The 22434-nt window shown below is 56.8% G+C and carries 20 protein-coding genes and 1 other annotated feature; of the genes, 10 read left to right on the top strand and 10 right to left on the bottom strand.

All coding sequences use genetic code 11. The features are described 5' to 3' along the window. Positions 1-69: 69 nt before the first annotated feature. The gene (locus BM063_RS17840) at positions 70-312 is read left to right on the top strand and encodes an IS3 family transposase (RefSeq protein WP_092040967.1); all 243 of its coding nucleotides are present in this window, start codon (positions 70-72) and stop codon (positions 310-312) included. A gap of 494 nt (positions 313-806) precedes the next feature. On the opposite strand, the gene BM063_RS07335 is transcribed toward BM063_RS17840, so the two are convergent. The 5 genes from BM063_RS07335 to BM063_RS07315 all read right to left on the bottom strand — a co-directional run bounded on the left by BM063_RS07335 (position 807) and on the right by BM063_RS07315 (position 6743). Further along, on the bottom strand, positions 807-1682 hold the full coding sequence (locus tag BM063_RS07335; RefSeq protein ID WP_143085268.1) for a hypothetical protein: 876 nt from the start codon (positions 1680-1682) through the stop codon (positions 807-809). Between the two features lie 683 nt (positions 1683-2365). Continuing rightward, positions 2366-3493 carry an ABC transporter ATP-binding protein gene (locus BM063_RS07330; RefSeq protein ID WP_092037411.1) on the bottom strand — a complete coding sequence of 376 codons (1128 nt, stop codon included), beginning with the start codon at positions 3491-3493 and terminating at the stop codon, positions 2366-2368. Then, positions 3490-4389, bottom strand: coding sequence for a carbohydrate ABC transporter permease (locus BM063_RS07325; protein WP_092037408.1), 900 nt, complete (start codon positions 4387-4389; stop codon positions 3490-3492). Before BM063_RS07325 ends, BM063_RS07330 begins: the two co-directional genes overlap by 4 nt. A 14-nt stretch (positions 4390-4403) precedes the next feature. After that, positions 4404-5315 carry a carbohydrate ABC transporter permease gene (locus BM063_RS07320; RefSeq protein ID WP_092037406.1) on the bottom strand — a complete coding sequence of 304 codons (912 nt, stop codon included), beginning with the start codon at positions 5313-5315 and terminating at the stop codon, positions 4404-4406. Between the two features lie 63 nt (positions 5316-5378). Next, complete coding sequence (locus tag BM063_RS07315) at positions 5379-6743, bottom strand: sugar ABC transporter substrate-binding protein (RefSeq protein ID WP_245752140.1); 1365 nt, start codon at positions 6741-6743, stop codon at positions 5379-5381. Positions 6744-7027: 284 nt separating this feature from the next. On the opposite strand from BM063_RS07315, the gene BM063_RS07310 reads away from it, so the two are divergent. Both BM063_RS07310 and BM063_RS07305 read left to right on the top strand, forming a co-directional pair. Next, complete coding sequence (locus BM063_RS07310; protein ID WP_092037404.1) at positions 7028-7426, top strand: IolE/MocC family protein; 399 nt, start codon at positions 7028-7030, stop codon at positions 7424-7426. Positions 7427-7586: 160 nt separating this feature from the next. After that, positions 7587-8069 carry a hypothetical protein gene (locus tag BM063_RS07305; RefSeq protein ID WP_092037402.1) on the top strand — a complete coding sequence of 161 codons (483 nt, stop codon included), beginning with the start codon at positions 7587-7589 and terminating at the stop codon, positions 8067-8069. A gap of 228 nt (positions 8070-8297) precedes the next feature. Here BM063_RS07305 and BM063_RS07300 read toward each other — a convergent pair whose 3' ends face one another. The 4 genes from BM063_RS07300 to BM063_RS07285 all read right to left on the bottom strand — a co-directional run bounded on the left by BM063_RS07300 (position 8298) and on the right by BM063_RS07285 (position 11819). Continuing rightward, positions 8298-9110 (bottom strand): sugar nucleotide-binding protein, encoded by an 813-nt coding sequence (locus tag BM063_RS07300; protein WP_092037400.1) that lies wholly within the window; start codon positions 9108-9110, stop codon positions 8298-8300. Between the two features lie 25 nt (positions 9111-9135). After that, complete coding sequence (locus BM063_RS07295) at positions 9136-10293, bottom strand: acetoin utilization protein AcuC (protein ID WP_092037398.1); 1158 nt, start codon at positions 10291-10293, stop codon at positions 9136-9138. After that, on the bottom strand, positions 10290-10943 hold the full coding sequence (locus BM063_RS07290) for a CBS and ACT domain-containing protein (protein WP_092037396.1): 654 nt from the start codon (positions 10941-10943) through the stop codon (positions 10290-10292). The genes BM063_RS07295 and BM063_RS07290 overlap by 4 nt, the downstream gene beginning before the upstream one ends. A gap of 243 nt (positions 10944-11186) precedes the next feature. Further along, positions 11187-11819 (bottom strand): GNAT family N-acetyltransferase, encoded by a 633-nt coding sequence (locus BM063_RS07285; RefSeq protein ID WP_092037394.1) that lies wholly within the window; start codon positions 11817-11819, stop codon positions 11187-11189. Between the two features lie 181 nt (positions 11820-12000). On the opposite strand from BM063_RS07285, the gene acsA reads away from it, so the two are divergent. Continuing rightward, positions 12001-13722 (top strand): acetate--CoA ligase, encoded by a 1722-nt coding sequence (acsA, locus tag BM063_RS07280; protein WP_092037392.1) that lies wholly within the window; start codon positions 12001-12003, stop codon positions 13720-13722. A gap of 333 nt (positions 13723-14055) precedes the next feature. Here the strand turns inward: acsA and BM063_RS07275 are convergent, their stop codons facing one another. After that, the gene (locus BM063_RS07275; protein ID WP_092037389.1) at positions 14056-16341 is read right to left on the bottom strand and encodes a transglycosylase domain-containing protein; all 2286 of its coding nucleotides are present in this window, start codon (positions 16339-16341) and stop codon (positions 14056-14058) included. Between the two features lie 99 nt (positions 16342-16440). Continuing rightward, positions 16441-16660: a binding site (T-box leader), on the top strand. Positions 16661-16756: 96 nt separating this feature from the next. On the opposite strand from BM063_RS07275, the gene tyrS reads away from it, so the two are divergent. The 6 genes from tyrS (at position 16757) to liaG (ending at position 22412) form a co-directional block, all read left to right on the top strand. Continuing rightward, entirely contained in the window at positions 16757-18013 is a 1257-nt protein-coding gene (gene tyrS / locus BM063_RS07270) for a tyrosine--tRNA ligase (RefSeq protein ID WP_092037447.1), read from the top strand. A gap of 59 nt (positions 18014-18072) precedes the next feature. Beyond that, on the top strand, positions 18073-19041 hold the full coding sequence (locus BM063_RS07265) for an SDR family oxidoreductase (protein WP_092037388.1): 969 nt from the start codon (positions 18073-18075) through the stop codon (positions 19039-19041). A 169-nt stretch (positions 19042-19210) separates the two neighbouring features. Then, a complete protein-coding gene (locus BM063_RS07260) occupies positions 19211-19390 on the top strand; it encodes a hypothetical protein (protein ID WP_143085267.1) in 180 nt (59 codons plus the stop codon). Positions 19391-20216: 826 nt separating this feature from the next. Continuing rightward, on the top strand, positions 20217-20627 hold the full coding sequence (locus tag BM063_RS07250) for a G protein-coupled receptor family protein (protein WP_092037384.1): 411 nt from the start codon (positions 20217-20219) through the stop codon (positions 20625-20627). A 21-nt stretch (positions 20628-20648) separates the two neighbouring features. After that, a complete protein-coding gene (locus BM063_RS07245; protein ID WP_092037382.1) occupies positions 20649-21323 on the top strand; it encodes a PspA/IM30 family protein in 675 nt (224 codons plus the stop codon). 216 nt (positions 21324-21539) lie between these two features. Beyond that, the gene (gene liaG / locus BM063_RS07240) at positions 21540-22412 is read left to right on the top strand and encodes a LiaG family protein (protein WP_092037380.1); all 873 of its coding nucleotides are present in this window, start codon (positions 21540-21542) and stop codon (positions 22410-22412) included. The last annotated feature ends 22 nt before the right edge of the window (positions 22413-22434 follow it).

Here is a 22434-nt window from a genome sequence, read left to right as displayed (position 1 = left end):
GCGGACGTGTCTGGAACCATCCTTCACAGTGACCGTGGTTTCCAGTACACGTCCCATGACTACCATCACATGCTAGCTCAGTTTGGCCTCAGATCCAGCATGTCAAGAAGAGGCAATTGCTTGGACAATGCCCCAATCGAGAGCTTCTTCTCCCACTTAAAGACAGAAGCTCTCCAACACCATCATATCCAAGATACTGAGCAGGCTCAAATCCTAATTCAAAGGTATATTCGTTTTTACAACGAGGAGCGGCTTCAACTGAAATTAAACAAGCTGACGCCTGTAGAATACAGGCGTCAGCACGCCGCATAAGCCGGGTGTTTTTACGTGTCTACATTTTTGGGGCTTGACCAGTATGGGCGAGGGGTTGTTTTCCCCTCTGCTCGGTGTTTTCAATGCTCGGGGCGGGGGTTTGACGCCGACCGGACCGGTGCAGCCGATTTCAAGCGGTGTGGGAGCATCTCCCGGGAGGGATGACTCCTTGCCCCGGAATCAGCCCGGTGGGCGTCGGTCGGAAATCCTTTGGTCCTTTTCCGCATCGTTGGCGTGAAGAAGATACGCGTTCGGGCGGATGCCAACCGATCATATCCGCCGGGGGAAAAGCGTTTTCCCGCCGGATGGTTTTGGCCGCATTTTTGCCGTGCCCGGAATGAGGAATCTTCAAAGTCCGCTTACACACCGCGTTTTTTCGCCGGAGCCGCATGAGGTCGGCTTCCCGCCGAGGGAGATTTCCCCGCAACGGACCAAACCGGGTCCCCGGGCCCGCAGGCCGGCGGAAGCCCATTCCTTTTTTCGATCCGTGCTTATTATGATCCGCGAAGGGCCCTGTGGGCGCGGTTCGGCCATTCCATTTTGGGATGAAAATTGTAATGCAAGGCTTGCGTAAACAGTGCCGCATTCGCCCATTGGGTTTTAAACATGAGAGGCTTTTCCCGCAGCCATTCCCGGGGATCAACCGGAACCGAAAAATCCGTATATTCTTCAAATGTTCCGTCAAATCCGGCCGGCCAGAATTTCTTCAAGGGGTGGGCGGGCATCCGCCCTCCCGATTTCACTTGTTCATAGTTTTTCCTCAGCCACTTTCGTAAAGGAATTCCCGTCAACGGATCGCGCATGCTTTCCCAACCGCAAAGAAGGGACCCGTGTTTTCCCCACTCAACCCGGATGATGGCCCGTTGGCGGTTGTTGTGCGCTTCTTTCACGGCAAATTCCGATTCGATGATCCGGGAGTGGAACCAGCACATCACCTTCACGACCTCTTCCCTTTCGGGATCATATTGGATCCAGATCGCTTCATGATCGCTCGGTTCACAGTCATCCGGAAAATCGTAATCATCTTCCCAAAATAAGTGGTAACCGATCAAAGGGGAGGTCGGGTGATGAATTGCAACCACATCCCGGAGCGGAAAACATTCCTTTGAAGTGGTCAGGAGAAGGGGGCAAAATTTCTGTATCCATCGCTTTTCCTTTTCTTTCAGCTCCATCGGCGGCTCCATTTCCAATACCTGACGATACAGCTCTCCCGCCCGGCGCAGATGTCCGTCCAAATGGTAGAATTCGGCTTGGCATGACACATAGGATGGATTCTTCGGATCGGCCTGTTTCAACAGTTCAAGCTGGGCGATCGCCAACGGATAAAAGTCGGATCGGGAAAGTTTGCCCTCGTTCATATATCTGATCAACTTCTTATTTCCTCTCAGATATTCGTATAAAAACGAATCGATCAAAACAAATTCCACCCCATGATGCCTTATTTTCGGTGGTTTCTCATACGGACCAGGGGTCTGAACTCCTCGGAGGTGATGGAATAGACGACCAGGTCCGAAAATTGCTTCATTTCATGAGGCATCAACCGTCCAAACCGGAACGGGCGAACATCTCGGGGAAGCGTATTCCGCGAGAGATTCCCTGCAATGGGTGGTGACGATGTATTCCGCAGCACTATCCTCGGTTTGCGCTGGCGTTGAGCGGAACCTGTGACGTGAGCCGCTTCTTCCTTTTCACAGCCGGAAATGATCCCATCATTGCGCATTCCGTGTTTAGATCATGGGTTCAACGGAAAGATCCGCCCTCACCTCCAAATTGATGACCCGCTGATGCTCTTGAATGAGCGATAAAACGTTTTCCAGCCGATCCCCCCTTTCCGGAAAGCCTTCCAATGCCTTAAAGTTCATAGCGCCCCCTTTTGTTTGCAGGTGGATGCGGGATCATTATGTACGAAGCGAAATCCCGTCTTTGCGTTTACATCCACTTCAATGATTTTCGCTCCCGTATGTATGGGGCGCCGCGAACCGCCGGAGATGCGACGGGGACTCCTTAACTGCGCGATAGGACTGTTGATCGCACTTCTTGCCGCATCTTCCCTTTAAGAGCTGACGGCAAATTCATCGAACTGGTCCTCGTTGAATTCCTGTTTCCTCAGACTTTCTCCGGTGTTCGGATCAAAGAGGTGAATCGAAGGGATGGGGGCGGACAATTCGATTTTGCCGCCGCGCTCCATCTGCTGGGCCGGTTCGGCAAAAAAGCGGATCTGGTCGGTGCCGACTTTCACATTTACCATCAGGGAATGTCCGACCGGTTCCACCAGGTTCACGACTCCTTCGATCGTGATGTCTCCGTCCGTGCCCAGTTTCAGGTCGTGGGGACGAATCCCCACAAGCACATCCTGCATCTTTCCGTTCGATTTGACAGCCAGGCCGTTCAGCGGGTGAACTTTGTCATTTATTTGGATGAAGTGTTTCCCGTCCATTTCCACCAATTTTCCCGAAAGAAAATTCATCGGAGGCGTTCCCACAAACTGGGCCACAAAGTAATTCTTCGGCCGGTTGTACAATTCCATGGGCGTGCTGTACTGAATCAGTCGGCCGTCTTTCATGACCGCAACCCGGTCGGCAATCGTCATCGCTTCTTCCTGATCGTGGGTCACCATGATGGTCGTGATGCCCAGTTCCTTTTGAATCCGGGATATTTCTTCCCTCATTTCGATTTTTAACCGGGCATCCAGGTTGGAAAGCGGTTCATCCAACAGGAGCAGTTTGGGCTTTTTCACGATGGCCCGGGCCAGAGCGACCCGCTGTTGCTGTCCGCCGGAAAGCTGGCTGGGCTTTCGGTCCAGCAGATCGCCCAATTGCACCATTTCGGCCGCTTTTTTGGAACGCTCAATGCGTTCTTCCTTCGGAACCTTTTGCTGTTTCAGCGGAAATGCGATATTTTCCAAAACCGTCATATGCGGGTATAAGGCATAGCTCTGGAACACCATCCCGATATTTCGATCCTTCGGTTCCACATCGTTGACCAGTCGGTCGTCAAAATAGATGCCTCCGCTTGTGGGTTTGTAAATTCCCGCGATCATCAGCAAGGTGGTTGACTTCCCGCATCCGCTCGGACCGAGGAGAGCCACAAATTCCCCGTCTTCGATCGTCATGCTCAGGTCGTTGACGGCATGGGACTTCTTGCCGAAGGTCTTGCAGACATTTTTCAGTTCTATTTTCATACCCGCTTTCCTCCTCCGATCGCCACCTGCATCAGCGATTTTTGGGTGAAGATGAAGAAGATCAGAACGGGGATCATATAAAACAGGGAGACAGAACTCAGGAGGCCGTAGTTGATCAAATTGGGGTCGTTCAACAGCTTCTGCAAATAAGTGGCCAGGGTGATGTTCTCATCGCTGATCACAAAGGAATAAAGCAGCAGGAATTCCGACCAGCCGGCCAGGAACGAAAAGATGCTGACGGCCGCAATCCCCGGTTTGACCATCGGGATGACAATCGTGTACCAAACTTTGAAGCGGCTGCATCCATCAATCATGCCGGCCCATTCCAAATCCCAGGGCACGTCATCGAAGAACCCTTTGATGATCCAGGCCGTCATGGGAATCTGCAAGGCGGTCTTGGCCAGAATGACGCCGTACAGCGAGTCGTACAGGCCGAGGAAATTGAGGATAAAAAACACGGCGATCAAAAGCGCAATGCTTGGGAAGGCGTGCAGGATCAGCGTCAATTTCAGCAGACTTTGCCGTCCCGGAAAATTCATCCGGGACAGGGCGTATCCCGCCATCACGCCGATCGATACCTCAAGGACGGTCAGCAGTCCGGAAAACATCAGCGAATTCCAGGTGGCCTTCCATATGTTTGGCAAAACGGAGCCGCCCGCCGTTTCCACGTTTGTCCACAGGAATCTCCAGTTTTCCAGGGTGAAATCGGTTGGAACGATCCCGTACTTCATCTGGGTGGAAAAGGAGTTCAAAAACAGCCACAAATACATGAGGATGATCGGAAGGGTGGTGATTCCCAGCACCCCATAGGCGATGATATAAGGGAGCCTCCTTTTCCATCTGGACAAAAACCCTGCCCTGGAAGCCGCAACCCGACTTTCACATGCTGCTTCCATGATCCGACTCCTTTCTATTCAACTTTGGAAGCGCCCATCATCTTTTCCATGCCGAATACTTTCCAGAGGATGAAACACAGGATCAAAGCGACGAAAACCAGGACGAGGGATATGGCGGATCCGTATCCGTATTCAAAGCTCTCAAAGGCTTTGTGGTAGGAATACAGGGCCAACACTTCGCTTTCCACTCCCGGTCCGCCCCCGGTCAGCAACAAAATGTATTCATAAGAGGTCAGCAGCGACAGGAGTTGCCACATGGTCACGAACATCAGAGGCCAGCGAATGGCGGGAAGGATAATGTCTTTGATGATGGACCATTGGGAAGCGCCGTCCACCTTTGCGGCCTGAAAAAGGTCCGTGGGAATCGATTTGATCGCCGACGAAAAGATGATCATTCCGAAGGAAGCCCCGATCATGCCGTTGGCCAGGATGATCGCCGTCTTCGGGTGGCTTGTCAGCCATTCCCCCGGGGGCAAATCCATCAGCGCCCTCAAACTGTTCAGGACGCCATAGGGACTGGGGTCGAGAAACCACAGCCACAGCAGAACGTAAACGACCGGAGGAGAAATTCGCGGAAGCATCCAGATGGTCCTGAACAAAAGCCCGATATTCTCTTTCTGGATAAAATAAGTGGTCAAAAGGCCCAGGGCCAGCCCGAAGAAGACATTGATCAGCAGGGTGAAGAAAACATAGATGAAGGTGTTTTTGAAGATTTCAATGATGTTGGGATCCAGCAGCATTTTCTTGAAATTGGAAAGCCCGATGAAATTCCACTCCAAAGCCGAATCCATGCCCGTGAAGGCGTTGACGGCGATCAAAACCACCGGCAAAAAGTAGAAAACGAAGACGAGGATAAGGAAGGGGGAAAGCATCAGCCAAGGCAGGCTTTTTTTCCGAATCCCGCCCGAAACGACGCCCTTTTCCATTCCGATCCTCCCCTTATCGGTTGTATCCGCCAGGAGATTCCTGGCGGATACAAAGCCGAAGGATTATTCCACGATTTTCAGATCTTCCCCGAGATCCACCTTGAGCTGGGAAACCATCGATTGGACCGCCTCATCCGGCGTTTGCTTTCCGAGCTCAACGGCCTGCAGCGCATCCCAGAACACATTGCTGTATTTGGTGAAGCCTTCGTGGTTTGGCAGGAATGTGGTGTATTCCGTCATGTAGTTTACGCTGCTCAAAGAAGTGTTGGCTTGAAAGTCCGGATCCTCGGCGCCGCTCTTCGTGATGGGAAGATGGAAGGTTTTCACATTGTGCTCCGTTTGCAGCTTGGGATCCGCCACGAGCTCCAACAACCGCTTCACCAAATCCGGATGTTTTGTTTTGGCATTTACCGTGTAAACCATCGGGTGAGACAGGGTGACGGGCTTTCCGCCCTTTTCCGCCGCCGGAACGAGCATCATGCCGAAATGCTCGTTAATCCACTTTTCATCCACTTTTCCCAGTTTGTCGTGGAAATTGTCGGAGCTCCAGTTAAAGACATTCCAGATGCCGCCGTAATAGAACAGGGTCTGTCCGTTGACCACGATCTTGTGGACGTTTTTCCATTCCATTGCGATCAAGTTGTTCGGGATCAATTTCTTTTGCGCAATTTCATGGAAGTAACCGAGCTGCTTCCTGACGGCTTGTTTGTCCAGAACAATCTTGTTTTCCTTCTTATCGTAGAGGGTTCCGCCGAACAGGTAGTTAAAGTAGTGGAAGTCGGGTCCGTTGACCGGCCGGTGCACGATGCCATACTTGGCCTTTCCTTCTTTTACCGCTTTTTCGGCCAGTTCGGTCATATCCTTCAGGGTGAATTCACCCTTTTTCACTTTTTCGGGGAGGTCATCGATTTGTTCATCGGACCAGCCCATTGCCTTCAAAATGTCCTTGTTGTAAAAGACGGGTCGCACTTCGGTATCCTGCAGTGCTCCCCAAATTTTTCCCCGGTAAGTGGCGGATTCCCACAGCACGGGGAAAACATCCGCATACGCTTCCGATTTTTTCAATTCGTCAAGGGGCATGATATACTTTCCGTCGGCCAGCCATCCGATGTTTTCATGGCCGGTGGTATATATGTCAGGCGCTTTGCCGGCCTTGAAGGCGAGCATAAACTGTTTGGCGTAATCTTCCCAACTCACTTCCAGTTGTTTGGTGACGACCTTGACCTGAACGTCTTTTCCCTGGGATTTCAGTTCCTCGTTCAATTTTTCGGATGCTTTGACCAGATTCGTCAGCCTTGTCACTTCTGGGCCCTGCGTCCACGCCGTGATGGTCACCACGCCGGAATCGCCCTCGTTTGCTTGGCATCCGGGAAGGATGGTTCCCGCTGCAAACAGCAGCAAAACCAAAACGACGAGTCCCTTTTTCACGCGAATACCCCCTTTGAAAAATATTGAAAGCGATTCCAAACGAGTCAGGTGATCCAAAAATTGGCGAATATCCTTTAAATAAGCGATTTGTACTATCTCCCCAAAAAAGAATAATGGATATTCCGGGTGATTTGCAATAAAGGATGTTAAACGTTTAGCCAGAAAATCGAACCTCTCCGCCGATTTATCCGGCTCATCCACCCTTGAATATTGAGTGGGTTAAACGCTTACTCATCCACGGAAAAGGCGTGTCCCGTCATCCCTGTCAAAGAGGTGGTTGGCCGGTGTCGGGATTTTACAATGTGCGGTTGGGTATTTCGCCGATCAACTGGATCAACAATGACATGGACGACCTGGGGGATTTTTACGAAGCGGAGGCCGTGTTGGCCGACATGCGGGAACTCGGTTTCTCCGGAACGGAAATGAGCCGCAAGTTTCCGGAGGATCCCGAAGCGCTGAAGCGCCTCTTGGCCCGGTACGGCCTGGTATTGTCGGGAGCGTGGGTCACGGTGCAGTTCAGTTCGGGGTGGGAGCGGGAGGAAGATTTCGCCCGTTATGAGTCCCACATCCAGTTTCTGCGCAGCATGGGATCGGATTATGCCGTGGTGTGCGACGGGGGGATGAGCGGCACCGGCAAAGCGGGGCTTGCCATCCGGAAGAAGCGGTCCTTCCCGTCCCGATGAGATATGGGGAAAGAGGTTAACGAGGAAACAAATAGTATCAACGGGGATATTAAGGTCCCCGTTCAAAAGAATGGCGTGCCTTAGATTTTGGCTTTTGCCGGGAGTGGGACAATACAATTCGGGATGAAAACGGGAACCCAGCGAACTAGGAGGATATACCATGATTGCGGAGTTCTACGAAAGCTGGAGATCTATACGAAAAAAGGCCAGAGGGAAGCTTTCCCATGAACAAGCCAGACATTTTCATGAAAATGAAAGGCCCTATGTCGTGATCATCTCTGACAAAAATAGACCTCAATATATTGTGAAAATGACCTTTAACAAGAAAGGTTTTTGTGGTGTGCTTTATCTAAACGAAAACTTGGATTCTGAGCTGGTAGAAGCTTATGTATTAATTGGCCAACAATTATTCCTGAAAAATGTACAGAAAAGGTATTTTGACGGAAGAGAAATTAGTCTTGTGACCTATCTTTACGAGGTGGATGGACGGTATCGGAAAAACTTTTTCATTGGTGGCAAGGAAACGGACGACGTGGAATACGGAACCTGCGATGTATCCAACCATTTTCGCGAAATGATCCAATTCATGAATTACGACTCCATTTTGCCTGAAGAGGCCAGGCGCGGTTTGAGCGGGGGTTGAGGAAGAGCGTTCGCGGAGATCAACCGATAAGCCTGAAAGGGACACCCGGATGATTTTCAACCGGGTGTCCCTTTGTTGACGGATGCGGGTTCCGAGCTGAAAAAAGCGCGCCGGGAGGCTTCGATTTGTGGGCATTTTGGATGTTTTTCTAGGCGGGAAAGGCTGGCTTTTAAGTTTGGGGGAAGGGGAACGTTCTTTAAAGAGTTCCTCACTTCCAAGAATGGAAACTCAGCTTCGAAAGTGATCCAGAATGTCATCATGGGTGATCCGCAACTCCTCGGGCCAATCCCGCTTGGACAGGACGGCGAGGATGCGGTCGGCGGGGTGGGAGATCGCCTTGACGCGCTCCTTCGGGTAGCCCAGGCGGAAGACCAGTTCCCGGTAGAATTCCGCCTGGCTCATGATATCCACGGATCCCAGATGAAAGATTCCCTCCGGCCTGTGGCGGAGGAGGAAAGCGATCTGCCGGGCCAGCATCTCGTCGGTGTGGCGGTTGGCGAAGAAGTTGTCGTGGTATTCGACGATTTCGCCCCGTTTGAGCCGTTCCATAAGCTGCGTCACCCGGGGAACGTCCCTGCCGAAGACCGCCGGAAAGCGCAGGATGCGGAGGCGGCTTCCCAGGACGGATGCCATCATCTCTTCGCAGGCGGCCTTGAAGCGGCCGTATTCGCTTTCGGGAGCGGGGGCTTCCTCCTCCGTGTGGGGCTTCTTTGCGGAACCGTCGAATACCGCGGAAGTGGAGCAGAACCACACGTCACAGGAAGACCCCTTGGCCAGTTCCGCCACGGCCCGATGGAAGCGAAGCTGTTTCTCATAATCCCCCCGCAGCGCCAGCACGACCGCGTCCGGCCGGATGCGTTCCCAAAGGAGCTCGAGCTTTCGGAAATCCTCCAGATCCAGACGGTGGCACCGTTCGGCGGGGAGAGGAGGCCTATTGCTCCGGCAGGTGCCGTGAACGGTGTACGCGTTTTCGGCCTCCAACAGGCGGACGAGGGCCTTGCCCACGGCGCCGCTTGCGCCGAAGAGGAGGAGGCGGGGCATCGGGATCCCCCCTTTACGGACGGATTTACAAGTGGTTTTTGATCATTTGCAGGACCTGGTCTGTGGTGCGCCGGTTTTTTTCTGTAATCTCGGCCCGGCGGGGGATGGGGGAAAACAGTCCGTCCGGGTCGTGCAGGGTTTGGGGCAAGTCGACGGGACTTTCCGGTTGCCACCGCTTGAGCCATTCCGCCGGGATGTCCGCTTCTTCCGGTGCGCAGTCGTTCATTTCCGCCCACAACCAGGTCCAGGCCCGGGGGACGACCCGCCACATGTCGTAACCGCCCCCGCCGACGGCGATCCACCGGCCGTCGCACAATTCGTGGGCCAGCTGGTGGACGGTCCGGGGGATTTCCCGGTAGATCCGCATCGTCGCCGACAGATGGGTGAGGGGATCGTACCGGTGGGCGTCGCAGCCGTTTTGCGACAGGATCACATCGGGGCGGAACCGGCGGGCCGCCTCAGGCACGACGCGGAGAAAGGCGTCCAGCCAGGACTCGTCCTCGGTGAAGGCGTCCAGGGGAAGATTGATGCTGGTTCCGAATCCCGGCCCCTGACCCCGTTCGTAAACGGAACCGGTGCCGGGAAACAGGTATTTGCCCGTTTCGTGGATGGAGATGGTCATGACCTGCGGGTCGTCGTAAAAGGCCCATTGCACCCCGTCTCCGTGGTGGGCGTCGGTGTCGATGTACAGAACCCGGGCGTCGTACTCCTTCCGCAGCCAGGCGATGGCCACCGCCGCATCGTTGTAGATGCAAAAACCGGAGGCGCGCCCCCGGAGGGCGTGATGAAGCCCGCCCGCGAGGTTGAGGGCGTGTTCGCACTTCCCCGACATCACCTGTTCGGCGGCGACGAGGGTGCCGCCGACGACGGTGGCCGCCGCCTCGTGCATGCCCGGAAAGACGGGATTGTCTTCCGTTCCCAGTCCGCAGGCTTCCAGACGCTCCGTGGAAAGGGCGCCGCCGGGAGCTTGTTTCACCGTTTCGATAAAGCTCTCCTCGTGCGTGCGGGCAAGTTCCTTGTCCGCCGCCCTCCGGGGGGCAATCAACTGATCTTCTTCAATCCATCCGAAGGACCGGATCAGGTCGAGGGTGAGCTGGATTCGTTTCGGCTGGAAAGGGTGGCTATCATGAAAGCGGTACCGCAGGAATGCATCGCCGTAGACCATCAGGGCCGAATGTTTCACTTGGATCCCTCCGGCTCCTGGTCTTCCACAGGTGGCCACAGGACTCGGTGACCGGCCGCCCGGAGCTCCCGGACAATGTCGTCGATCAGCATCGTCTCCGCCCGAAAGACGATGCGCCGGGTGTTTTCGCGGGTTCCCGGATGCATGATGACGCTCAGGAGATTGGCTTTGTGCTGGCGGAACACCCGGGCCGCATCCGCCAGCATGCCGGCTCGGTCGGGCACCTCGATTTCCACCCGTTGACTGGGCCTGTCGACGCCGAAAAGCTCGATCAGGGTGTGAAGGACATCGGTCTGGGTGACGATGCCGACCAGCCGCTCCTCCTGAAGGACGGGCAGGCAGCCGATGCGGTGTTCATACATGAGCCGGGCGGCGTCTTCGATGAAATCGAGGGGATGGGCGGTGATCACCTCCCTTTTCATGATGGACGAAATCGGCTGTTCGAGAGTGTCGTCCTGGGGGTTTTTCTCCAGGATGGAGGGGCAGGCTTCCCGCAGATCGCGGTCGGTCACAATGCCCACGAGCCGGTCCCCATCCGTCACGGGAAGGTGGCGAATCCGGTGTTCCTGAAGCAGTTGAAGGGCCTGTTTCAGCGTCGTGTCCGGTCCGGCGGTATGGACACGGCGGTGCATGATTTCTTCGATCAGCATGATGAAATCCCCTTTTGCTCGTTTTCCGAAAAGCTGTTTTCTTTGGCTATATTCTACCTTTTCAACCCGAAGAAATAAAGGCGGGCGGAAGATTCGGAACATTTCAGGCGCGATGCGAAGGACGAGAGGACCGCTTTGGGCATGCGGGAAGCTTGCGGAAATAAAAAGCAAAAATCCCGCGGCTGTTTGAGCCGGGGTTATTTCCAAAAGAGAGGTTAAATTTTTCCTTCCATTCAGAATGATTTAATAGAAATGCCGGTTGATGAAGCGGAGCCGGTCAAATTTTTCGATGGATTCGAGAGGGACGTTTTTGCCGATGCGGGCCATCAGGCAGTTGGCGGGATGGGAGGTGATTTCCGGGTCGTCGGTGGCGAACCACTCCATGCCGACGCTGCCCATCACCTTTTCCATCACTTTGCGGTATTCCCAAACGGACAGTCCCGTTCCCTTGAGGTCCCAGTGCCAGTAGTATTCCGTGGAGATGACGATGTAGTTTTCCATTGCCGGATCGGCGAAGGCGGTTTTCAGCATGGCCTTGGCCACTCCGTATTTGCGGTAGGGGGGCGCCACCTCGATGGCTCCCAGTTCCAGCAGGTCCTCCATGTTCCCTTCGGACCAGCGTTCCAAGGGATCGGGATAGAGAAAGGAGACGTAACCGACGATCGTGTCTTCCGTCCGCGCGATGATGATTCGCCCTTCGGGAAGACGGGCGATCTCGATCATCGCCTTTCGCTGCTGTTCCGGCGGCCGAAAGGCCACCAGCCCTTCGTGGAAGGGGTATCGTTCGATGGTTTCCGGGGAAACGGGCCCTTCCGTCACCAGGCATTTTCCGTTCGCATTCAGAACTTTGCGGTGGTACCGTTTGACGTGCTCCATGGGGCCGAACCGCCACCTCCCGGGAGTGCTTTGTGTGGTTTCATTATATAGAAAGCATGCGGGGATTCCTAGCTTTTTAAATAAAAGGGGATCATATAAATTAAATCGGAAATTGCGAATGTTTATATGTGTGTTATAATGATTGGTGATGAAGCCGTTTTCAACAAGGAGGGAAACGGAGATGGATCATTCGGAACGGATCAAGGTGATGACAACAGGGAACAACATGAAAGATTATGAGGAGACTTACCGCAATTTTGATTGGAAAGACGTTGAAAAGGTTTTCTCCTGGTATGAAACCGGAAAAGTGAACGCCGCCTATGAAGCGATCGACCGGCATGCGGAATCCGACCGTCGCGACAAGATCGCCCTCTACTACAGCGATGCGAACCGTGAAGAACAATACACGTTTTTGGAAATGAAAGAGAAGTCCAACCGTTTTGGAAATGTTCTTCGGAAGTTGGGCATAAAAAAAGGCGACCGGGTTTTCATCTTCATGCCGCGCACTCCGGAGTTGTATTTCAGTTTTCTCGGCGCGATCAAGATCGGGGCGGTGGTCGGTCCCCTCTTCGAGGCCTTCATGGAAGCGGCTGTCCGGGACCGGCTGGAAAACAGCGAGGCGGTGGCGCTCGTCACCACGCCGCAGCTATTGGAACGGGTGCCGGTGAAAGACCTGCCTGCCCTCAAGCACATCATTCTGGTGGGCGAGATCGAAGGGGAGCTGGGCGAGGGGTATTACGATTTTCACAAGGAGATGGAAGCGGCTTCCCCGGAACTGGAAATCGAGTGGGTCGACCGTGAGGATCCGATGCTGATCCACTACACTTCCGGTTCCACCGGAAAGCCGAAGGGCGTGCTCCATGTCCACAACGCCATGATCCAACATTATCAGACCGGGAAATGGGTGCTGGACCTGCAGGAGGACGACATTTACTGGTGCACCGCCGATCCGGGATGGGTCACGGGAACCTCCTACGGCATTTTCGCTCCCTGGCTGAACGGCGTGACCAATGTGATCCGGGGAGGACGGTTCAATCCGGACGACTGGTATCGGACCCTGGAAAAATACGGTGTGACCGTCTGGTACAGCGCGCCGACGGCTTTCCGGATGTTGATGGGGGCCGGCGAGGAGATCGTCAAGAAATACGATCTGTCCCGTTTGCGTCACATTCTCAGCGTCGGAGAACCCCTTAACCCCGAAGTGGTCCGCTGGGGACTGAAAGTGTACGGGCGCCGCATTCACGACAACTGGTGGATGACGGAAACGGGCGGCATCCTGATCGCCAACTATCCGTGCATGGAGATCAAACCGGGTTCGATGGGACGTCCCTTCCCGGGGATTCAAGCGGCGATTCTGGACGATCAGGGGAACGAACTGCCTCCCTACCAGATGGGGCACTTGGCCATCCGCACTCCTTGGCCGTCGATGATGCGGGCCATCTGGAAGAACAAGGCGAAATACGACGAATATTTCCGCATTCCCGGATGGTACATCTCCGGCGACTCCGCCTATATGGATGAAGACGGCTACTTCTGGTTCCAAGGACGGTTGGACGATGTGATCAACACCTCGGGTGAGCGGGTCGGTCCCTTCGAAGTGGAAAGCAAACTGGTGGAACACCCGGCGGTGGCCGAAGCCGGAGTGATCGGAAAACCGGATCCCGTCCGGGGCGAGATCATCAAGGCGTTCATCTCCCTGAGGGCAGGATACGAACCCTCCGAGGAGCTTAAGAAGGAGATTTATGAGTTCGTGAAGAAGGGACTTGCCGCCCACGCCGCGCCGCGGGAGATCGAATTCAGGGATAAGCTGCCCAAGACCCGCAGCGGAAAGATCATGCGCCGCGTGCTGAAGGCTTGGGAGCTGGGCCTGCCCACGGGAGACCTGTCGACGATGGAGGATTGACGAAGCGATGAAGGCGCAGGGATTTCCCTGCGCCTGTTGTTTCGACGGCCTGAAGGCGGATCGGAAGCTTTAGAGGGGGCCGGTCCGCAGGTCGGAGGGGATGGAAGCCGCGTCGATTGCTTTGAGATCCAATGTCCGGAAGGAACTGTCGGGCGGTGGAGACCGCCTTGTCCCGATCTGATAAACGGAAAGGCGAAAAGGGTGCCGCCCCGCTCGGCGGCACCCTCCTCATGGGGAAAGGGATATGGAAATGGAAAAGAGGGGCTGGAGTCCGCCCCTCTTTTGTGTTTCGGCATCATCCGCATGTTTGCGGGTGGGAAATGGGAAACGGGTTTAACCCGTGTTTTCGCTCTGATTATTGTTCGGCGGCTGGGGAATGGGAATCTGGCGGTTTCCGCCGTCACCTTCCCCGGGATTGTCGGGTCCGGGTTGGGGCTGGGGCTGGGGTTGGGGCCGGGGTTGCTGCTGCTGTTGGTTGTTTTCCCCTTTATCCTTGTCCTGTTTCTCAAACTCCTTCTGCCGTCCGCACTCGAAGCATTTCTGCTGGCTCGGCAAGCCGCCGGGGTTTTTGAAGCGGAGATGGCGCGGCGACAGATTGGGGTCTGCCTTCAGCACCGCTTGGAAAATCGATCTCCACACGATTTTGGCGCGATTGCTGTTGGAGATCCGGTGGTTGTAATCGTAGCCCACCCAAACGCCCATTGCCACCTTGGGGGTGTATCCGACGAACCACAGGTCGTACTCGTTTTGGGTCGTGCCCGTCTTTCCGGCCAGATCATATCCTCCGAATCCGCTGCCGATATATTGGGCGGTACCGCCCCGCACCACCGCCTTGAGCATGTCGGTGAGCATGTATGCCGCCTGGGGCGACATCACTTGCACCGGATCCGGCTTGTGTTCGTAAACGGTTTTTCCGGAGGAATCGACGATTTTCTCGATCATGTACGGTTCGTTGAATTGGCCGCCGTTGGCGATCATCGCGTAGCCGGCGGTCATCCGCTCGACGGTGAAACCGTAGGTGAGACCGCCGATCACGGAAGCTTCGCCGTCATAGGGATGTACGGGGAAGTTCATCTTGCGGAGGTAGCTGAAGCCGTTCTCCAGGCCGACGGCGCGGAACACCTTGATCGCCGGGATGTTGTAAGACCACTGGAGCGCCGTTTTTGCCGTGACGGGCCCCTTGTATTGGCCGGTGGCGTTTCGGTATACCTTGGACGATCCCCGGGCTTTCAGGGGTTCATCGATGATGATCGAATTGGGGGTGATCACACCGCGGTCGAGGGCCGGCCCGTATCCGAGGAGCGGTTTCATCGCCGAACCGGGCTGACGCGGTGAATTGAGAGCGTGGTTTTTCTGTTCTTTGTCAAAATCCCTTCCCCCGACAAAGGCGAGGAGCGCCCCCGTTTCCACGTCGATCAATGTGGCGCCGACTTCCTCCGTCGCGTTCTTCAGCGTCACCCATTTGCCGCCCAGCTTTGTCCGGTATGTGATGGGCTGGGCGTACAGGTTGGGGTTCTTGGCGGCCTTGTTCATGGCGTCATACAACTTTTTGTCGATGGTCGTGTAGATGTGATAGCCGCCTTGCTGCACCTTCTGGATATATTTTTGAAGCGTCGCCTGATACTGCCCTTTTTTGCTCAATTCCTTGGGATCGAGGCCGTCCGCCCTCATCAGCGCCTCCGCCGCCCGTTCCTCCACGGCCATCATGATGTAGGGGTAGCGGCTGTAGGCGTTTTGCTTCTTTTTGGTGAGGGATCCTTTGATGTCGAAGGAGCGGGCCTCCTCATACTGCTGCTGGGTGATTTTCCCGTTGTCCAGCATGTTGTCGAGGACCATTTTCATCCGCTTCTTGCCGCGTTCCAGGCCTTCCTTTTTAAAGGGGTTGAAGTCGTTCGGCCGCTGGATCATGCCGGCGAGATAAGCGGCCTGGGCGATGTTCAGGTCCTTGGCGTCCACCCCGAAAATCCCCTGGGCCGCGGCTTGCACGCCGTACAAGTGCTGGCCGCCGGAACCGGTCCCGAAATAGAGGCTGTTCAGGTAGGCGTTCAGGATTTCCTCCTTGCTGTACATCCGCTCCAATCGCAGAGCGAGGAGAATTTCCTTGGCCTTCCGGTCATAGGTTTTCGAATAGTTTTCCAAAATGGCCCGCTTGACCAGCTGTTGGGTGATGGTGCTTCCCCCGGTGACCACCTTCTGATTGGTCAAATCCTCGTAGACGGCACGCAGGAGGGAGCGCGGGACGATGCCGGAGTGATTGTAGAATTCCCGGTCTTCGGTGGAGATGAGGGCATCGATCAGATATTGGCTGACTTCGTCATTTTCCACCAGTTTGCGGTCCCCGATCAGCGTCCGAACCGAACCGATCAGGCTTTTATCCCGAAAATAGGCGTAGCTGGTTTGATGCCAGCCCGAAAGCTTTTGGTCGAAATAATTCTTGTCCCGAACCGGTTCATCCTTGACCAGGGCGGCCACGTACCCCGCCGCGACACCGGCGGCTCCCAGGGAGAGGGAAAGGAGGACGACCAGACAGATAAAAAGCGTATAAAAAAAGCCCTTAAGGACGCGTTTTTTCCCCGTCCGGTTTTGATCCGGAGGAGACGGAAAATCTCCCTTTGCCATCGCTTGCTACCCTCCTCATTGTACGGTAATATTATACCATAGCAAGGGAGGGGCGGATCACTTAAAATCACGGGGATAAAAAATTTTTTCATCCATGTGAGAAAGGCGAAGAACGGGCCCAGTAGCCGGCGGTCGGTTCCCTTCAGAGAGCTGGTGGTTGCTGCGAACCAGCGGTCCCCGTCGTGCGAATTACACCCGGGAGCCTTCGCGTTTCGGCGGATGCCGGAGCGCGACGGGGGGTTTTCCCCGTTATCCGAAGAGTGGAAAGCGCTCGGCGCTTTCAATAAGGGTGGTACCGCGGGAAAACCCCGTCCCTTAATGGGACGGGGTTTTATGATTTCCGGAAGCGGGAGGTCCCGGGTCGATCGGCCCGAAGCGACTCAAATCAACGGAGGGAAGGTGATTCCACGTGTCGATGGAAACCGAGATGCGCCCCGAAGTGCGGGAGGAGGTGGAGCGGCAGCTGGCCATTCTTCGCCGTGGAACGGCGGAGATCATTCCCGAGGAGGATCTGGTCGGGAAGCTGCGCCGCTCCGTTGAGACGGGCAAGCCCCTCAAGGTGAAGCTGGGACTGGATCCCTCGGCGCCGGATATCCACATCGGGCATACGGTGGTGCTTCACAAATTGCGCCAGTTCCAGGAACTGGGGCATATCGTCCAACTGGTGATCGGCGATTTCACCGGGCGGATCGGCGATCCCACGGGAAAATCGGAGACGCGGCGCCAATTGACGGAGGAAGAGGTGAAAGCCAACGCGGAGACCTATACCCGGCAGCTGTTCAAGATTCTCTCTCCTGAGCGGACGGAGGTCCATTTCAACAGCACGTGGCTGAAACCCCTCACGTTCATGGAAGTGACGGAGCTGGCCTCCAAGTGCACGGTGGCCCGCATGCTGGAGCGGGACGATTTTGCCAAGCGGTACCACAGCGGTCAGGCCATCAGCGTCCACGAGTTTTTCTATCCCCTGATGCAGGGCTATGATTCCGTCGCCCTGAAAAGCGATGTGGAGCTGGGAGGAACCGATCAGAAGTTCAACCTGCTCATGGGACGCCAGCTGCAGCGGGAGTACGGCCAGCCGGAGCAGGTGATCATGATGATGCCGCTCCTCGAGGGGCTCGACGGGGTCAAAAAGATGAGCAAAAGCCTGGGCAATTACATCGGCATCGACGAACCGCCCAAGGAGATGTACGGAAAGACGATGTCGATTCCCGACGAGCTGATGCTGAAGTATTACGAGCTGGCCACCGACCTTCCACCGGAGGAATTGGACCGGATCAAGGAGGGGCTGGAGAAGGGCACCCTCCATCCCCGGGACGCCAAGATGCGCCTGGCCCACACCTTTGTCCGGATGTATCACGGACAGGAGGCCGCCGATGAGGCAGAGCGCCATTTCCGCACCGTCTTCCAGCAGGGAAAACTGCCGGAGGAGATCGACGAGGTGGAGATTTCCGCTTCCGAATTGAAGGACGGGAAAATGTGGATCGTCCGTCTGCTGAACCGACTGGGCCTTGCCGGCTCCAACGGGGAGGCGCGTCGCTTCATCCAGCAGTCGGCCGTCCGGATCGACGGGGAGAAAGTGACCGACACGGATGCGGAACTTCCCGTTAGTGACGGGATGGTGGTCCAGGTCGGAAAGCGCCGTTTCGCCAAAGTCAAATTGGTTCAGGGATAGCAGGAGGGGAGATCCCGCTCCGTCTCCCTTGACGCATCTTCAAGACGGGAGATGATCCGATGCGTGGGTACTCGTCCTACGAGGCGGGAGGAACTCCGGGAACCTGCTTGGTGATCGGCGCAAGCGGCCGGGTGGGAAGCCGGGTCGTCGTCCGGTTGGTGGAGCGGGGGCGACCGGTTCGCGCTTTGGTGCGTCCCGATTCCTCCATCCGGCGGCTGGCTCCCGTCCTTTCCCGGGTCCGGCTGGTGGCGGGAGATGTGAGAAATCCCGATGCCCTGGCCGAAGCGGTCCGGGGCGTGCACCAGGTGATCTGGACGGCGGGGATTTCTCCGCTTCGTCCCGGCAGGCCGGAGGAGATCGAACGGGTGGAGGTGGAGGGTGTCCGACACCTGATCGAAGCCTGCAAGCGGGAGTCGGTCGCCTATATCACCTACCTTTCGTGCATGTATGCGTCGCAGGACGCCCGGTCGGCCCTGTTTCGGGCGAAGTGGCGGGCGGAGGAGGCCGTCCGCGAGTCGGGCGTTTCCCATTCCATTTTGCGTTCGTCCGTCATCATTCATCCCGGCAGGAGATTCTATTTGCAAATTCCGGCCATCCACTGGTGGGAAAAGGCACCGGGGATTCCGCACGCGCTTCCTTCGGTCCGGACCAGCCCGATCGCCGTCGACGACGTGGCCTCCTGCCTGATCGACGCTTCCCTCAACCCGCGCGTTCGCGGACGGACCGTGGAGATCGGCGGGCCCGAGGCCCTTTCGCCCTCCGATTGGATCCGTTTGGCCGGCGAGGAGCGGGGGAAACCCTTCAAGGAATGGGCGGTTCCGCCCTCCTTGGCCGAGGCGGGATTGTGGCTCGGCTCCCGGCTGTTTCCCGATCGGATGCCTTCACGGGAGGTTTTTCGCGACATGGTTGAACGGGATGCCGTGGTGGATCCCGAAACCATGAAGGAGCTTTTTCCGAACGTCTCCCTGACGCCCGTCCGCGAACTGATCCGCCGGATGAAGGAGGATGCCGATCTTCCCCCCGGTTAAATGGCTGGCATGGCCGCCGAAGTGCCGGAGGAAAGCGGATTTTTCGCCGGACGGCCCCGCTGCACGGCCGGGGCCCGACCTCAAGGATTTTTCCTTGCCTGCGATCTCAGGCCGCCGAAGGAGGAGGCGGCCTTTTTTGTTTGGCGGCGGGGCCAAGGAGGAAGGCCGCATGGACGAGGGGTCAGCGGGCGGAGGGGGACGGCCCGGATCGGTTTCCCACCTTCGGAAAATGGAAGACTGTCGAGTGGGAGAATTCCAAAATGAGGAAATCCCGGGGTGGGACCAGTGCCTCTGGGTCGCCGCGGAAGGGTTGGGCGGAACGATGGGCGGATGGATGCTGACGGATTGAAGGGGGCCTTTCCGCCGGAGATACCCGTAAATCATGGGGATTGAATCGATCCCCGGCCGCCACTGGCGGCCTTTTTTGATGAGAAGGATGGTTCGGGCCTCATGGGGGAATCGCCCCGGGGCGCTTCGGGGGCCGAACATAGGGAAAGGAGGCCTTCAACACGGGGGGAGCGCGAGCAGGCCGCCCGGGATGGGCTTTCCGTTTCTTTTCGCATGCCGCCGATTTGGGCCCCGGCGGCAAAATTTTCCGGCGCGAAGGATCGGGATCGCGACGGCCCGTCTTCGGTCGATTTCCGTCGCGCCCGGCAGGAGGATGCGGACAGGGAGAGCCGCAACCTTGAGCTCGTCGCGGTCAGGCGGCACCGCGAAAAACCCCCGGTGACCGCCGGCGGGGCTCCCATCTGCCCAAGGGTTGGTTTGCGCAGATGATGCGGGAGAAATCCTGATCGACGCTCCTGGCCTTGCTTACGATCCGCTTTGCAAATCCCTTCCCGCCCGGCCGGTTTGCGGCGGTCCGCCCCCGTTTCAAGATCCGCGTCCTTTCGGGGACCGCCTCGCCGGGGCGCCGGGCGGCAGGTTGCCGATACGGCCTTCAGCAGGCGCTGTCTTCGCTGCAAATTATGGCTGTGCAAAATGATCCTGGCCCCTTGCCCTAAAAAGCGGCCGGTGCCGGCCGCATCCGGAGCCCATCGGCTGATGCCGGGGCGGCCCTGCGTGCCGGACCAGCAAGGAAAATAGGACCCGGGTCGCAGAGGAAATCGAACCGGGGATCGTTCCGGGAATCCGGAGGATTCCTTATCCTGGAGGCAGAGGAAAGGGGGGACAGCATGAACGGAAAAACGGCGGCAGGCCTTGTCCTGATCGCGGGCGCGGTGGTGTTCCTCATCGGCGGTGATCTGGGGGGATTGTTCGCCTTATTGTTGTCCGCGGGGCTGCTCGTATACGGCTGGAGAAAGTGGAAGGCGTCGGAAACGGGCGGCGGCAGGGCGGTCGGAATCGGGGCGCTGATTGTCGGCGGGATACTGCTGCTCAACTGGATTCCGTTCCTGATCGGGCTGTTGATCGCGGCCGTCTGCATCTATTTCGGTTGGGCGCTGATCCGTCAGGGACGGGAGCCTTCGGGTTTTGAGCGGGAACCGGGCGTGGAAGCGGAGGCGGCCGGTCAGAAGCCCCGGTGGGAAGACGACTTTGAAAGCGAATGGAAACGCTTCTTGGAGCGGCACAAGGAAGACAATTGAAGGAAGAAAGGGGAATTGGCGATGATCAAACGGGTGAGGGACATTGTTGTCGCGACGGTGCATGAAGTGCTGGATCATTTGGAAGATCCGAGGGCGATGATCAAACAGTATCTCAGGGATGTGGAAAACGAGATCAACAAGGCGAAGGATGCCATCATCCGGCATCAGGTGATGGCGGAGCGCTTTGAACGGCAGGCGGAGGAGGCGCTCCGGATGGCGGCCCGTCGCAAGATGCAGGCGGAGCAGGCGCTGGAGGCAGGGGAAGAGGAGCTGGCTCGAAAAGCCCTCTCCGAAATGAAGCATTGGGAGGCCAGGGCCGACCAATACCGGACATGCGCCGACAAGACCGCCGGACAGGTTCGGGAGCTCAAGGAACAGTTGAGCCGGTTGGAGAAGAAGTATCAGGAGCTTCGGGACAAGAAGGATGCTTTGATCGCGCGGGCCAACGCGGCCAAAACCAAACAGCGCATCCACACGACTTTGCACAAGATCGATTCCGAAAGCGCGATCAGAGGTTTTGAGCGGATGGAAGAGCGGATCGCGCAGATGGAACTCCAGGCCAATGCCCATGCGGGAGAAAATGCCGGAGGCTCCTACCTTGCATATGCCGACGAAGTGGAAAAGGAACTGGCGAAGATGCGCTCCCGCCGCTCCGGATCCGCGCAGTCTGACGGAGGTCAAATGCCCGGGAATTGAGGGGAAGGCCGCGGGCGGCTGACAAATGGCAGGGGGACCGGTTTTCCGCCTTGTCTTCCCGCGGCGCGGGTCTGTCGGCGAAAATCGGCTCCCCTTCTCCCAAATGATGGGATGTGCCGGCCGCATCGGCCGCCACCGGACGTCCCCTCCCTTTGGGGATTTTTCCGGGGTGTTTTAAGATATAATGGGATCATGACGGATTGAAGAGGCGATTTTATGAAAAAGCTGGCCGGATTGTTCTTTATCCTGCTGGGGGTGATGGTGTTTATCAGCGCCCTGGCCAACAGCGGCGTCGGCCGATGGTTCACCCTGGGAAACGAGGCGACAGAGGCGGTTTCCTCCAGGGGAATCCACCGGATCGAAGTGCGGGGTTCCGCCCTGGATCTGCGGATTCTTCCCGGCGATCGGGAAGAGGTGTCGGCGGTATTGCGCGGCGGCCGCAAGGACGCGCTGTCCGTCAACCGAAGCGGGGATACGGTTTCCATCAGTGTCGGCAAACGGTGGTTTCATTGGATTTTCATGGGGGACCGCCTCCGGCTTGACCTTCACATTCCCCGGCATTACGCCCACAGCCTGATCCTCGATGTGGATTCCGGAGATGTGCAATTTCACGGCCCGTCCAAGAATCGGCCGATGGTCTTGGAGGAGTTGGAGCTGGAACTCGACTCGGGGGACGTCGAGCTGAGCCATCTCAAGGCCGGGCGAATCCGCCACCGAAGCTGGTCGGGCAATGTCAACGCGCGGCACGTGTCGGCGGAGGAAGCGGATTGGCGCCTGACATCGGGAAATTTGCGCCTGAGAAACTATTCGGGAGCCCTCGGGGTGGAGATGACTTCCGGCGATTTGGAGGTTCAGATGGATCGGCTGGCGGGTCCGGTGGAGGCCACGCTTACGTCGGGGGACGTTTCCTTGGATTTGCCGCGGGGCGCCGGCTTCACCCTGGACGCAGGGGTGACCAGCGGTGACATCCACGTCGATTTCCCGATGAGGATGGTGGAAAGACGCGAGCGTCGCGTCAGCGGTTCCCACGGAAGCGGCGAGCATCCGATCCGGCTGCGGACGACCAGCGGCGACATCCGGATCCGGTGACCGGGCAGGGTTCAAAGGAGGG

The organism is Planifilum fulgidum (assembly GCF_900113175.1).
In the GTDB taxonomy this organism is placed as follows: domain Bacteria; phylum Bacillota; class Bacilli; order Thermoactinomycetales; family DSM-44946; genus Planifilum; species Planifilum fulgidum.
The sequence above is the reverse complement of the archived record's forward strand: the minus strand, read 5'-3'. Positions and strand labels throughout refer to the sequence as shown.

Coding starts and splice junctions, on each gene's coding strand:
- BM063_RS17840 (WP_092040967.1), top strand. CDS start 70: ATGCTAGCTCAGTTTGGCCTCAGATCCAGCATGTCAAGAAGAGGCAAT.
- BM063_RS07330 (WP_092037411.1), bottom strand. CDS start 3,493: ATGAAAATAGAACTGAAAAATGTCTGCAAGACCTTCGGCAAGAAGTCC.
- BM063_RS07325 (WP_092037408.1), bottom strand. CDS start 4,389: ATGGAAGCAGCATGTGAAAGTCGGGTTGCGGCTTCCAGGGCAGGGTTT.
- BM063_RS07320 (WP_092037406.1), bottom strand. CDS start 5,315: ATGGAAAAGGGCGTCGTTTCGGGCGGGATTCGGAAAAAAAGCCTGCCT.
- BM063_RS07305 (WP_092037402.1), top strand. CDS start 7,587: ATGATTGCGGAGTTCTACGAAAGCTGGAGATCTATACGAAAAAAGGCC.
- BM063_RS07300 (WP_092037400.1), bottom strand. CDS start 9,110: ATGCCCCGCCTCCTCCTCTTCGGCGCAAGCGGCGCCGTGGGCAAGGCC.
- BM063_RS07290 (WP_092037396.1), bottom strand. CDS start 10,943: ATGCTGATCGAAGAAATCATGCACCGCCGTGTCCATACCGCCGGACCG.
- BM063_RS07285 (WP_092037394.1), bottom strand. CDS start 11,819: ATGGAGCACGTCAAACGGTACCACCGCAAAGTTCTGAATGCGAACGGA.
- acsA (WP_092037392.1), top strand. CDS start 12,001: ATGGATCATTCGGAACGGATCAAGGTGATGACAACAGGGAACAACATG.
- BM063_RS07275 (WP_092037389.1), bottom strand. CDS start 16,341: ATGGCAAAGGGAGATTTTCCGTCTCCTCCGGATCAAAACCGGACGGGG.
- tyrS (WP_092037447.1), top strand. CDS start 16,757: ATGGAAACCGAGATGCGCCCCGAAGTGCGGGAGGAGGTGGAGCGGCAG.
- BM063_RS07265 (WP_092037388.1), top strand. CDS start 18,073: ATGCGTGGGTACTCGTCCTACGAGGCGGGAGGAACTCCGGGAACCTGC.
- BM063_RS07260 (WP_143085267.1), top strand. CDS start 19,211: ATGGACGAGGGGTCAGCGGGCGGAGGGGGACGGCCCGGATCGGTTTCC.
- BM063_RS07250 (WP_092037384.1), top strand. CDS start 20,217: ATGAACGGAAAAACGGCGGCAGGCCTTGTCCTGATCGCGGGCGCGGTG.
- BM063_RS07245 (WP_092037382.1), top strand. CDS start 20,649: ATGATCAAACGGGTGAGGGACATTGTTGTCGCGACGGTGCATGAAGTG.
- liaG (WP_092037380.1), top strand. CDS start 21,540: ATGAAAAAGCTGGCCGGATTGTTCTTTATCCTGCTGGGGGTGATGGTG.